The sequence below is a fragment of the Streptomyces sp. NPDC093149 genome, from assembly GCF_044754145.1.
GTDB lineage: Bacteria > Actinomycetota > Actinomycetes > Streptomycetales > Streptomycetaceae > Streptomyces.
On the sequence record NZ_JBIVON010000004.1, the window covers coordinates 620,779 to 632,942 of the forward strand.

13 protein-coding genes are annotated in these 12,164 nt (G+C 68.6%); 6 read left to right on the forward strand and 7 right to left on the reverse strand.

Annotation, left to right across the window (positions count from 1 at the left end):
* Positions 1 to 7: 7 nt before the first annotated feature.
* The 3 genes from ACIQCZ_RS16275 to ACIQCZ_RS16285 all read right to left on the reverse strand — a co-directional run bounded on the left by ACIQCZ_RS16275 (position 8) and on the right by ACIQCZ_RS16285 (position 1,744).
* Positions 8 to 277 carry an acyl carrier protein gene (locus ACIQCZ_RS16275; protein WP_351082751.1) on the reverse strand — a complete coding sequence of 90 codons (270 nt, stop codon included), beginning with the start codon at positions 275 to 277 and terminating at the stop codon, positions 8 to 10.
* A gap of 87 nt (positions 278 to 364) precedes the next feature.
* Entirely contained in the window at positions 365 to 1,408 is a 1,044-nt protein-coding gene (locus ACIQCZ_RS16280) for a DUF6879 family protein (protein WP_402282855.1), read from the reverse strand.
* A gap of 141 nt (positions 1,409 to 1,549) precedes the next feature.
* Positions 1,550 to 1,744: a hypothetical protein gene (locus ACIQCZ_RS16285; RefSeq protein WP_402282857.1), complete on the reverse strand. Its 195-nt coding sequence runs from the start codon at positions 1,742 to 1,744 to the stop codon at positions 1,550 to 1,552.
* A gap of 618 nt (positions 1,745 to 2,362) precedes the next feature.
* Between ACIQCZ_RS16285 and ACIQCZ_RS16290 the strand changes: the two genes are divergently transcribed.
* Complete coding sequence (locus ACIQCZ_RS16290; RefSeq protein WP_402282858.1) at positions 2,363 to 2,638, forward strand: antitoxin; 276 nt, start codon at positions 2,363 to 2,365, stop codon at positions 2,636 to 2,638.
* Positions 2,639 to 2,734: 96 nt separating this feature from the next.
* Here ACIQCZ_RS16290 and ACIQCZ_RS16295 read toward each other — a convergent pair whose 3' ends face one another.
* Positions 2,735 to 3,448, reverse strand: a complete 714-nt coding sequence (locus ACIQCZ_RS16295; protein ID WP_402282860.1) for a class III extradiol dioxygenase subunit B-like domain-containing protein — start codon at positions 3,446 to 3,448, stop codon at positions 2,735 to 2,737.
* A gap of 67 nt (positions 3,449 to 3,515) precedes the next feature.
* Positions 3,516 to 5,009, reverse strand: a complete 1,494-nt coding sequence (miaB, locus tag ACIQCZ_RS16300; RefSeq protein WP_351082783.1) for a tRNA (N6-isopentenyl adenosine(37)-C2)-methylthiotransferase MiaB — start codon at positions 5,007 to 5,009, stop codon at positions 3,516 to 3,518.
* Between the two features lie 194 nt (positions 5,010 to 5,203).
* Here miaB and ACIQCZ_RS16305 point away from each other — a divergent pair, with 194 nt between their 5' ends.
* Positions 5,204 to 6,202: a TAXI family TRAP transporter solute-binding subunit gene (locus tag ACIQCZ_RS16305; protein ID WP_402282862.1), complete on the forward strand. Its 999-nt coding sequence runs from the start codon at positions 5,204 to 5,206 to the stop codon at positions 6,200 to 6,202.
* 76 nt (positions 6,203 to 6,278) lie between these two features.
* On the opposite strand, the gene ACIQCZ_RS16310 is transcribed toward ACIQCZ_RS16305, so the two are convergent.
* Both ACIQCZ_RS16310 and ACIQCZ_RS16315 read right to left on the reverse strand, forming a co-directional pair.
* Positions 6,279 to 7,673, reverse strand: a complete 1,395-nt coding sequence (locus ACIQCZ_RS16310; protein WP_402282863.1) for an ATP-binding protein — start codon at positions 7,671 to 7,673, stop codon at positions 6,279 to 6,281.
* A gap of 15 nt (positions 7,674 to 7,688) precedes the next feature.
* On the reverse strand, positions 7,689 to 8,381 hold the full coding sequence (locus ACIQCZ_RS16315; protein WP_376211552.1) for a response regulator transcription factor: 693 nt from the start codon (positions 8,379 to 8,381) through the stop codon (positions 7,689 to 7,691).
* A 350-nt stretch (positions 8,382 to 8,731) separates the two neighbouring features.
* Between ACIQCZ_RS16315 and ACIQCZ_RS16320 the strand changes: the two genes are divergently transcribed.
* The 4 genes from ACIQCZ_RS16320 (at position 8,732) to ACIQCZ_RS16335 (ending at position 12,069) form a co-directional block, all read left to right on the forward strand.
* Complete coding sequence (locus ACIQCZ_RS16320; RefSeq protein ID WP_114247035.1) at positions 8,732 to 9,517, forward strand: amino acid ABC transporter ATP-binding protein; 786 nt, start codon at positions 8,732 to 8,734, stop codon at positions 9,515 to 9,517.
* A 69-nt stretch (positions 9,518 to 9,586) separates the two neighbouring features.
* Entirely contained in the window at positions 9,587 to 10,432 is an 846-nt protein-coding gene (locus ACIQCZ_RS16325; protein WP_402282866.1) for a glutamate ABC transporter substrate-binding protein, read from the forward strand.
* 75 nt (positions 10,433 to 10,507) lie between these two features.
* Positions 10,508 to 11,173 (forward strand): amino acid ABC transporter permease, encoded by a 666-nt coding sequence (locus ACIQCZ_RS16330; protein WP_402282868.1) that lies wholly within the window; start codon positions 10,508 to 10,510, stop codon positions 11,171 to 11,173.
* The gene (locus ACIQCZ_RS16335; RefSeq protein ID WP_402282870.1) at positions 11,170 to 12,069 is read left to right on the forward strand and encodes an amino acid ABC transporter permease; all 900 of its coding nucleotides are present in this window, start codon (positions 11,170 to 11,172) and stop codon (positions 12,067 to 12,069) included. Before ACIQCZ_RS16330 ends, ACIQCZ_RS16335 begins: the two co-directional genes overlap by 4 nt.
* Positions 12,070 to 12,164 lie beyond the last annotated feature (95 nt).

Below are 12,164 nucleotides of genomic sequence, written 5' to 3' on the forward strand. Positions count from 1 at the left end.
CGGCAGATCAGTTGCGGGCGGCTTCGGACACCACGACGTACACACCCTCCAGGTTGACCATCCGGCTCAGCTCCGCCTGGTCGATGGTCACCTTCTGGGTGCGCTCAAGAGCGGCGAGAATCTCGATGGCGCGGAGCGAGTCCGCGTCGTGCTCCTCCTTGAAGAGGCTGGTCTCGGTGACCTCGTCCTCGTCGATCTCAAGAATGTCGCAGACGATCTCCTTGATCTCCTGCTTGCGGGCAGCGTCAAGTCCGGTCGTCACGTTCGCGTTGGTCATCTCGACTCCCTCAGGATCGGAACCGGAGTCGGGCGACTCCGCCATCCATGTGATGAGTCGAGAGTGGGATCGGCGGCTATACGCGCCCTATACGGTTTCTGGCCCCTCCAGCCAGCCCAGTTGCACGGCTCGCAGGCCCGCCTGGAAACGGCTGCGCGCGCCGAGCCGCCCCATGAGATCGGCGGTGATACGACGCCCGGTGCGCACGGAGATGCCCAGCTTGCGGGCGACGACCTCGTCGGTGAGCCCCTCGCTGAGCAACCGCAGCACGGCCTGCTCCTGCACGGAGAGACTCTCGTTCCCCGGTTCGCGCGACGGCGGCCGGTAGCCGCTGAACGGGACGGCGCTGTCCCAGATCCGGTCGAAGAGTTCGCACAGCGCCGTGATGACGCCCGCACCGCTCAACACGAGTGCGCCGGAAGCGGAGTCGTCCGGATCGATGGGCAGGACCACGTGGGTGCGGTCGAACAGGAGCATGCGCGACGGCAGCGAGGGAGTGGTGCGCACCTGATCGCCATGGGTGTGCAGCCAGCGCAGGTGCTCGACGGTGGCGGGGTCGTTGTGGACGCTGTCCAGATAGATGCTGCGCATCACGACACCACGCGCGGCCAGATCCTCCAGCAAGGGGCGACTGGCCTGCCGGCTGGCCTCGGCCTGCCGGCCTCCGGCCGCGAAGGTGAGCAGTTCGGAGGAGCAGTCCTGGGTGAGTTCCTCGATACGGGAACGGATTTCCTCGATCCCTGTGAGTCGCTCCACAAGGAAACTCCGTAATTTCTGCTGCACTTCGGTGTACTCGTCGATAAAACGAGCAACTTCGACCCGCGTCTCGGTTATTTTCTGCTGCCGCTCCAGGAGTTCACTCTCCTGACGCGCGAGAAGCGCCTGCAGGCCGACTTCGGGACTGACCGGTCTGACCCTTCCGGGCGAGTCCCACGAAGGTTTCACAAGTAAGAGGCGCACACATTCGTCGAGCGCGGAACGGACCTGCTCCACATTCCAGCCCAACGCCTCGGCGAGGCTCTCCACATCGGAATTCGGCCGTCCGAGTACGGCTCGATAGACCTCCGCCGCACGGGGTCCGATCCCCAACGGTTCAAGCATGTACGTCCCCCACCCTTCGCCGATCTCCACGAAGCATGAAGCATCATGAAGAATTCGAAAGGATTTAGCAACGAACATACGTATGAACCGCACGGTAGCACAGAGCAGACATGGGTGCAGGGCTGCACAGTTGCGCAACCCTGCATCTATTCATGTCTCACGATGCGAATGTCATCCCCAGATCGGGTCCTGGGGGTCGGTCGGCTCCACTCCCCAGATGGGGTCCTGCGGAGTTGTCACCGAAACCATCGCGGACAACGCATTCGAGCGGTCGGCCGCAGCCGCACCGACGGTGCCGGCGGCACCGAAAGCCGCAGCGAAGAAGGCCAGTGTGACAACAACAGCACGCACCTGCATCTTGCCCATGAAACGTACGCCCCCCCGGGAGTATGGATTCCTTGCCGATTCCCTGGCCCGACTCGCGTCGGCCGGTGATGGAATCCTCGCCGAAACCCTCCACCGGAGACCAGCGGATTCAACGGCAGGGAACTGCGCTGACAAGGTACTGACAGCGGAATTGTGACTCCCACTTCCCGCCCGGACGGCCCCGCGAGGGAACTCGCCCGCCTCCGAGGTGGGAGTTGCCCCTTTTCACGCCGTCCCGCACCGCCCGGTCGAGCCCTGACGGCCTTGAGCGATCGGGCGGCGCATCCCGCCCCCGCCCCCTCGACGTGCAGCATGATGCCAGCCCTGCCGGTCCCCCCTTCCGGGCGCGGCGGACACGGCCTCCCGGCACGGGAAGCGATGCGGGCCAGGAAGCGGCATCCGGACGAGGAACCGGTTGCCGCGCAGGCCCCGGGGCCTGCGCGAGACAGGGAGCCGGCACGTTCCGGCCGACGCGGATCCACGCCCATACCAGTAGAATTCGTAGGTGAATGAGGGCGTTTTTCCTGGTTTGTCGTTTGTGCAGGACCGCCCGACGAGGCGGTCCTGCACGGCCGGAGAGGGCGCCTGACCGTAGTCCCCCAGCAGGGAAGGTGTCCGATGGGCTTCCTGGACAATCTGAAGGCGAAGCTGAGCCCCGCCAAGGACAAGGTCGGCGATCTCGCGCAGCAGCACGGGGAGAAGATCGACCACGGGCTCGAAAAAGCCGCACGGACGGTCGACCAAAAGACCAAGGGCAAGTACAGCGACAAGATCGAGTCCGGCACGAGGAAGGCCAAGGAAGCGGTCGAGCGCCTGTCCCACAGACACGACGAGGGCGGTACGCCCAAACACGACGAGGGTGGTACGCCGCCGGGTACGCCGCCCGCTTCCTGAACAGCGGCCGTTCAAACGGTCGGCACCGACCGGCGGCCGTACGGCAACAGCGCCGCACGGCCGCCGTCAGCCGTCCGCACCGGGTGCGGCACGGACTCAGGACCAGGCGGCGACCAGGTAGCCCACGCCGTACGGGGCGTCCTCGTACAGCAGCCGGCCGCCCAGGCCCGCCTCTTCGGCCGCGCCCGCGAGCACCTGCCACGGCGCCCGGCCCGCCGCCTTCAGTTCGTACGCCAGCGACGCGTCCAGCGCCGACAGCGCCTCTGGATCCGCCGCGGCAAGCGCGCGGGCGGCCGCCGCGTCGAACGCCTCGGCGCGGGCGTCCAGGTAGCCGGGGGCCTTGAGCGTGCGGCAGGCGCTGCCGTCGCCCATCACCAGCAGCGCCAACCGGTCCGCCCTGGCGGCGAGGTCCCGTCCGGTGCTCATGCAGCGTTCGGTTTCGAGTGGCGCCCCCACGGCGAGCCCCTCGACCGGCGCGGCGGCCCAGCCCGCGCGGGCGAGCAGCCAGGCACCGACGGCCAGGGACGGCGGAAGCGGCCGGTCCGCCACGGGTCCGCGGTCACGCCCGAGCCGTACGCCGAGATCGACGCCGAAGCCCTGGAAGGTGCCCGTGGCCCCTTCGGGGTGCGGGCCACGGCCCTCGTGGTCCGCGGCCCCGATCACGATCAGCAGATCCGGCCGGGCGGCGGCCAGTACGCCGAGGGCATCGGCGCAGGCGTCCCGCAGGGTGTCCAGCTCGGGGGCGGCACCGGCCGCGACCTCGGGCACCAGCAGCGGCGGACAGGGGCAGACAGCGGCGGCGACAAGCATGGTGGGCAGCGTACTGCGTGGGCACGACGCCGCCGTCGGCCACCGCCGCCGACCGCTCCTCGCGGCGTCAGTCGCAGCCGCAGCCGGGGGCGGCCGCTTCCGGCAGCGGCGCCGGGGCGCCGATACCCGGAAGCCCCAGCATCACTCCGGCCGGCTTGGCGGCCTCGGTGGCGGTCCGCTTCTCCCAGGCGTCCCCGGCGCGGGTCCGCCGCACGCCCACCGGAGCGCCCTCGGCGAGCAGGTGGTGCGGGGCGGCGTAGGTGATCTCGACGGTCACCACGTCGCCCGGCCGCACGTCCTCGTCCGGCTTGGTGAAGTGGACCAGGCGGTTGTCGGGGGCACGGCCGGAGAGTCGGTGGGTGGCGCCGTCCTTACGGCCCTCGCCCTCCGCGACCATGATCTCCAGCGTCCGGCCGACCTGCTTCTTGTTCTCCTCCCAGGAGATCTCCTCCTGGAGGGCGGACAGGCGCATGTACCGCTCCTGGACGACCTCCTTGGGAATCTGCCCGTCCATCTCGGCGGCCGGGGTTCCGGGGCGCTTGGAGTACTGGAAGGTGAAGGCGTTGGCGAAGCGCGCCTCGCGGACCGCGTGCATGGTCTGCTCGAAGTCCTCCTCGGTCTCGCCGGGGAACCCCACGATGATGTCGGTGGAGATGGCGGCGTCCGGCATCGCGGCGCGCACCTTCTCGATGATGCCGAGGAAACGCTCCTGGCGGTACGAGCGCCGCATCGCCTTGAGGATCGTGTCCGAACCCGACTGCATCGGCATGTGCAGCTGAGGCATCACATTGGGGGTCTCGGCCATCGCCGCGATCACGTCGTCCGTGAAGTCGCGGGGATGCGGCGAGGTGAAACGGACCCGCTCCAGGCCCTCGATCCTCCCGCAGGCGCGCAGCAGCTTGGAGAAGGCCTCGCGGTCGCCGATGTCGGAGCCGTAGGCGTTCACGTTCTGGCCGAGCAGGGTGATCTCCGAGACGCCCTCGGCGACCAGCGCCTCGATCTCGGCGAGGATGTCGCCGGTGCGGCGGTCCTTCTCCTTGCCGCGCAGCGCCGGGACGATGCAGAAGGTGCAGGTGTTGTTGCAGCCGACGGAGATGGAGACCCACGCCGCGTAGGCGGACTCGCGACGGGTGGGGAGCGTGGAGGGGAAGGCCTCCAGGGATTCGGCGATCTCGATCTGCGCCTCCTCCTGGATACGGGCGCGCTCCAGCAGCACCGGCAGCTTGCCGATGTTGTGCGTACCGAAGACGACGTCCACCCAGGGGGCCCGCCGGACGATGGTGTCGCGGTCCTTCTGCGCCAGGCAGCCGCCGACGGCGATCTGCATGCCGGGGCGCCTGGTCTTCATCGGGGCGAGCCGGCCGAGGTTGCCGTAGAGCTTGTTGTCGGCGTTCTCCCGGACCGCGCAGGTGTTGAAGACGACGACGTCGGCGTCGCCGTCGGAGCCCTCGGCGGCACGTACGTAACCCGCGTCCTCCAGCAGCCCCGACAGCCGCTCGGAGTCGTGGACGTTCATCTGGCACCCGTAGGTGCGCACCTCGTACGTTTTCAAACCGTCCACTACTCCACCAGCCACGTCGTTGCCGCTCACCCGTCCAGGGTAACGGTCCGGTGGACGAGGGAGAGTGGACCCGCTCGCCATCGTGCACCAGGCCCTGAGGGCTCCGTCCGGGCCGCGACGACGGACGCCCCACCGGCCGGCGTCCCGGCGCCCGGCCCTGGTCATCCCCGGGACGGGCTGGCAGGATCGCCGCCATGCTCCAGGCACTGTCCCGTATCGGCCGGCGGCGCACCCTCCAGGCGTGCGCGGCCCTCGTCGTCGTGCTCGGGCTGCTGCTGTGGTGGCTGCTCCCGCTCGGGAAACCGGCGCCGAGCGGCACGCTGACCTTCAGCACCGGCGTGCGCAGCGGCGTCTACCAGCGCTACGGCGAGCGGCTCCGGGGTGATCTGGCCAAGGACCTGCCGAAGGTGTCGATACAGCTGCAGACCAGTGAGGGCTCGCAGCAGAACATCGCTCGGGTGGCGACCGGCAAGGCCGACTTCACCATCGCCACCACCGACGCCCTCGCCACCTATCTGCGCAACGGCGGTCCCGGAGCCGAACGACTGCGGGGCTGTGTGCGGTTGTACGACGACTACATCCAGCTGGTCGTGCCCCGGAACTCGGAGATACGGAAGGTCTCGGACCTGCTCGGCAAGCGCGTCGGAGTGGGTCAGCCGGGGTCGGGCGTGCGGCTGGTCGCCGACCGGCTGATGACGGCCGCCGGTCTCGATCCCACCGACGATGTGACGCCGGTCCCCAACGGCATCGACACCATGCCGAAGGAGCTGGAGAACGGCCGGATCGATGCCTTCTTCTGGTCCGGCGGACTGCCCACCTCCGCCGTGCAGGAACTGTCGGACCGGTTCGCGATCCGGCTGGTGCCGCTGGAGGCCCCCCTGATCAAGGAGCTCCAGGCCGTGGGCGGCTCCGCCCGCTACTACCGCTCGGCCGTGATGCCCGCCGACGCCTACCGCAACGCCCAGCAGGGGCAGGCGGTGCCGACGGTGGCGGTCGCCAATGTGCTGGTGACCACGGACCGTACGGATCCGGCGATGACCGAGGCGTTCACCCGGACCGTGATCGACAGCCGGGACCGGATCGGGCGCGAGGTGCACGCCGCCCAGCTGGTGGATCTGCGTACGGCGATCTACACCGATCCGCTGCCGCTGCACGAGGGGGCCAGGCGCTACTACCGGTCGGTCAAGCCCTGATCGCCGGTCCGCTCCCCTGCCCGCCCCGCCCAGGGTCGGCCGGGTGACCTTCGATCGGTGGTCGCCCGACAGGCTCTCAGCCCTGCGGGTTGTCGCGCGGCACCGACACCGTCACCCGCAGCCCGTGCGGCTCATGGGCGGCATAGCTCAGGGAGCCGCCCCCGGCGGCCAGGAGGGCCTGGGCGATGGAGAGCCCGAGGCCGGAACCCTGCACGTTCTGGTGCCGGGTGCTGCGCCAGAAGCGGTCGCCGACGCGTTCCATCTCCTGTGCGCTGAGGCCCGGTCCGCGGTCGGCGACGACGACCGTGACGTCGTCGCGGCCGGAGGCGACCGTGACGCGGACCTCCTCGTCGGCCGGGGTGAACTTCAGGGCGTTGTCGATGATGGCGTCGAGGGCGCTCGACAGCGCGATGGGGTCCGCCCAGGCCGTCACGGCGGCCGAACCGTCCGCCCTGAGCGCCACCCCCCTCTCCTCGGCCACCGGCCGCCAGGAGGCGACGCGTTCCGCGGTGAGGGCACCTATGTCCGTGAGCTGCAGGTCGGCCCCGGCGTGCTCGGCCAGCGCCAGATCGAGCAGGTCGTCCAGGACCTGTGCGAGGCGCTTGCCCTCCGTGCGCACCGAGGCGATCTCCTCGTTGCCCTCGGGGAGTTCGAGCGCGAGGAGCTCGATGCGGAGCAGCAGAGCGGCCAGGGGGTTGCGCAGCTGGTGCGAGGCGTCCGCGACGAAGGCGCGCTGCTGCTCCAGCACGTTCTCGACGTTGTCGGCCATCTCGTTGAACGAGCGGGCCAGACGCCTGAGTTCGGGCGGCCCTCCGGAGGCCGCGACCCGGGATCGCATCCGGCCACTGGCGATGTCGTGGGTGGCCGCGTCCAGGGTCCGCACGGGCAGCAGCACCCAGCCGGTGAGCCGGATCGCGGCGCCGACCGCCACCAGCATCGCGACCACTTCACCGGCCGCGATGAGCAGCCAGCCGCGCAGCGTGCGCGCGCGCATCTCGGTGGTGGGCGAGTCGATGACGACGACGGCGACCACATCGCCGTCCCGTACGACGGGCGAGGCGACGACGACCCTGCCCCGCTGCCAGGGCCAGACCTGCGGCGGATCGTGGCTGCGACGCCCGAGGAGCGCCTCCTTGAAGGCCTCCCTCCCCTCCCCCTCGATCGGCAGCTGCCAGGTGGCCGGGGCCTTCGCCATGGCGCTGTCGTCCCGGTAGAAGACACCGGCGCGGATGCCGTACACCGAGGCGTAGGTGTCCAGTTCGCTGCGCAGGGTGCGGCGGCGCTCGTCGTAACCGGGGGTCCGTTCGGCGATGAACTGGGCGAGCGCGGCGAAGCGTGCCGTGTCGTCGATGCGGTCGATGACGACGCGCTGCTGCTGGGCGCCGGCCACGCTGACGGCCAGCGGGAAGCCGAGTGCGAGCAGCACGCTCGCCATGAGAACGATGAGCAGGGGTAGCAGCCGGGTGCGCACCTGGGACGTACGCCTCTACGCGGACGGGGCGACGAGGCGGTAGCCGACCCCGCGCACCGTCTCGATCAGTGCGGGCAGGCGCAGTTTGGAACGCAGGGACGCGACGTGCACTTCGAGTGTGCGCCCCGTTCCCTCCCAGCTCGTGCGCCACACCTCACTGATGATCTGCTCCCGGCGGAAGACCACCCCGGGGCGCTGGGCGAGCAGCGCGAGCAGGTCGAACTCCTTGCGGGTGAGCTGGACTTCACAGCCGTCGACACTGACCCGCCGGGTCGGCAGCTCGATCCGGACGTGGCCGAGCCGAAGGGCGGCGACGGGCGTGGGCACGGTGTCCTCGCCGGCCGGTTTGCGGCGGCTGACGGCATGGATGCGGGCGAGGAGCTCGCCCGTGTCGTACGGCTTGACCACGTAGTCGTCGGCCCCGAGGTTGAGGCCGTGGATCCGCGACCGGACATCGGCGCGCGCGGTCACCATGATCACCGGGGTGGAGGTGCGCTTGCGGATCTTCCCGCACACCTCGTAGCCGTCCTGGTCGGGCAGGCCGAGGTCGAGGAGCACGACGCCGAAGGGCTCCGTGTCCGCGGGCAGCAGCGCCTGCAGCGCCTCCTCGCCGCTGCGGGCGTGCACGACCCGGAAGCCGTGCCGGGCGAGGACCGCGGAGAGGGCGGCCGCGACATGGTTGTCGTCCTCGACGAGCAGCAGTCTCATGCCCCCTCCTTTCCGATGGTGCGATGCCGGTTCCCGTGGACGGGCTGCCGGTGCGGTCTCCTGTACGCCTTCGTACACCTCTCGTCACTTCCCCGTACCGAGGTGTTTCACGTCATGGCGTACCAGGGCATCCACTCCGATGACCGGTACGTCAGTCAAGGGCCCGCCCCTCGCATCGAGCCATCCGTTATGCACCCGGTACGCCCGGGGCGCACCGCCTGCCGCCCTGTTCACACGGTGTGTCCGAGTGCCGCCGGATCGTTATCCTCAATTCTCGCTCAGATGTGATGACGCTGATCTCACCGCGTCCTAGGGTCCTTCCCAACCGAGGAGGACGGAGCAAGAAGCCGATGAGCGGAGTTTCAGTGACCAAGGGCGCCGAGGACGCCGCACCTGCGGCGAACGACCTTGTCGTACTGAGCAACGTCAACAAGCACTTCGGCGCGCTGCATGTGCTCCAGGACATCGACCTGACCATCGCCCGTGGCGAGGTCGTGGTCGTCATCGGGCCCTCCGGGTCCGGGAAGTCCACGCTGTGCCGCACGATCAACCGCTTGGAGACGATCGACTCGGGCGCCATATCGATCGACGGCAAGCCGCTGCCCGAGGAGGGCAGGGAGCTGGCCAGGCTGCGCGCCGATGTCGGCATGGTCTTCCAGTCGTTCAATCTCTTCGCGCACAAGACGGTGCTCGAAAACGTGATGCTGGGCCAGCTCAAGGTCCGCAAGACGGACAAGAAGGCGGCCGAGGACAAGGCCCGTTCGCTGCTGGACCGGGTGGGCGTGGCGACGCAGGCCGACAAGTACCCCGCCCAGCTCTCCGGCGGTCAGCAGCAACGCGTGGCCATCGCACGGGCGTTGGCGATGGATCCGAAGGTGATCCTCTTCGACGAGCCGACCTCCGCGCTCGACCCGGAGATGATCAACGAGGTGCTGGACGTCATGCAGCAGCTCGCCCGGGACGGCATGACGATGGTCGTCGTCACCCATGAGATGGGCTTCGCGCGCTCGGCCGCGAACCGCGTCGTCTTCATGGCCGACGGAAAGATCGTCGAAGAGGCCACGCCCGACCAGTTCTTCAGCAACCCGCGCAGCGACCGGGCCAAGGACTTCCTGTCGAAGATCCTTCACCACTGATTGATCCTTCACCGCCGGTACCCGGACCGGCCGATCACTCACATCGCGTCAACTCTAGGGAATCTCACCATGCAGCTTCGTAAGGTCACCGCCGCCTCGGCCGCCGTGCTCGCCCTCGCCCTGACCGCCACCGCCTGTGGTTCCGACAAGAAGGACGGCGGCTCGGACAGTGCGGGCGGCAGCAAGAAGATCACGATCGGCATCAAGATCGACCAGCCGGGCCTGGGTCTGAAGACCCCCGACGGCAAGTACACCGGTTTCGACGTCGACGTCGCCACGTACGTCGCCAAGGAACTCGGCTACGACGCCAAGGACATCGTCTTCAAGGAGACCAAGAGCGCCGACCGCGAGACGGCGATCGAGCGCGGTGACGTGAAGTTCATCGCCGCCACCTACTCGATCAACGACGAGCGGCTGCAGAAGGTCGACTTCGCGGGCCCGTACCTGCTGGCGCACCAGGACATCCTCGTCCGTGCCGACGACGACTCGATCAAGTCGCCGGCCGACCTGAACAAGAAGAAGCTCTGTTCGGTCACCGGCTCCACCTCGGCGCAGAACGTCAAGGACAAGCTGGCCCCGAAGGCCGACCTCCAGGAGTTCGGCGGGTACTCGGAGTGCCTGACCGGCCTGGAGAACAAGGTCGTCGACGCACTGACCACCGACGACTCCATCCTGGCCGGTTTCGCCGCACAGCAGAACTTCCAGGGCAAGTTCAAGCTGGCCGGCTTCAAGATGAGCAACGAGAACTACGGCATCGGCCTGAAGAAGGGCGACGCCGACCTCAAGAAGAAGATCAACGACGCGCTCACCAAGATGGTCTCGGACGGTTCCTGGGACAAGGCCGTGAAGGCCAACTTCGGCCCGGCGAACTACAAGAACGAGCCCGCCCCGAAGATCGGCAACATCGTCAAGTGAAGCAGGGCTGACCGGGCGCGCCGTCCGTGAACGGCGGCGCGCCGTGCCCTCCTACACGCGGAAGCGCGGGAGATCGTGTTCGACTTTCTTGAAGGTTACGACCTGTTGGGGGCCTTCTGGGTGACGGTGCAGCTGACCGTCTACTCCGCCCTCGGCTCCCTCATATGGGGAACGCTGCTGACCGGCATGAAGGTCAGCCCGGTCCCCCTGATGCGCGGCTTCGCCACCGCCTATGTGAACGTGGTCCGGAACATTCCACTGACCGTGATCATCGTGTGCTCGTCGCTGGGCCTCTACCAGACCCTGGGCATCACCCTCGGCGCCAGCGATTCCAAGGACATCAACTTCCGGCTCTCGGTGCTCGCCCTGATCGCCTACACCTCCGCGTTCGTGTGCGAGGCCCTGCGCTCCGGCATCAACACCGTCCCGGTCGGCCAGGCCGAGGCGGCACGTGCCCTCGGTCTGAGCTTCACCCAGGTGCTGCGGCTGATCGTCCTCCCGCAGGCGTTCCGCGCGGTCGTCAACCCGCTGTCCAATGTGCTGATCGCGCTGACGAAGAACACCACGGTCGCCTCCGCGATCGGGGTCGCCGAAGCCTCGTACCTGATGAAGGGCATGATCGAGGCCGAGGCCCAGCTGATCCTCATCGCCGTGGTCTTCGCGTTCGGCTTCATCGTCCTGACCCTCCCGACCGGCCTGATCCTCGGCTGGGTGAGCAAGAAGGTGGCGGTGAAGCGATGAGTTCCGTCCTCTACGACGCCCAAGGACCACGCGCCAAAAAGCGCAACATCCTGTACACGGTGCTGTTCGTGCTGTGCGCCGCGGCCGTGGCGTGGTGGGTCTACGACGGCCTCGCCTCCAAGCACCAGCTCGACTGGATCAAGTGGGAGCCCTTCTTCACCAGCTCCCAGCCCTGGGTGACGTACATCTGGCCCGGCCTCCAGAACACGCTCAAGGCCGCGTTCTTCGCCCTGATCATCGCGCTGCCGCTCGGAGCGCTCTTCGGTATCGGCCGACTCTCCGACCACCGGTGGGTACGGGTGCCGGCCGGCGTGGTCGTGGAGTTCTTCCGCGCCATCCCGGTGCTGATCCTGATGATCATCGCGAACGCGGTGTACTCGAAGTACACGACCATCAGCGCCGACGACCGTCCGCTGTACGCCGTGGTGACCGGCCTGGTGCTGTACAACGCCTCCGTGCTGGCCGAGATCGTGCGAGCCGGTATCCACACCCTCCCGAAGGGCCAGGGCGAGGCTGCCAAGGCGCTCGGCATGCGCAAGGGCCAGACCATGGTGTTCGTGCTGCTGCCGCAGGCGGTGACGGCGATGCTGCCGGCGATCGTCAGCCAGCTCGTCGTCATCGTGAAGGACACCGCGCTCGGTGGTGCCGTGATGACCTTCCCCGAGCTGCTGGCCTCGATCCGCCCGATGGCTGCGAACTACGGCGCGAACACCATCGCGTGCTTCACCGTCGTCGCCCTGATCTACCTCGTGGTGAACTTCGCGCTCACCTCCTTCGCGAGCTGGCTGGAGCGGTGGCTCCGGCGCAACAAGAAGGGGAAGGGCACCGCGCCCGGGGGCGCACCGGAGACCATCGGTACGCCGTCGCTCGTCGTCGACGACGGACGCGCCGTCTGACGGCTCGTCGCATGAGGTTCCCGAGGGGCGGTGGCAGATGAGCCACCGCCCCTCGCCGCCTTCCGATGTCGCTTGACGCAGGCACCGGCAGTAGG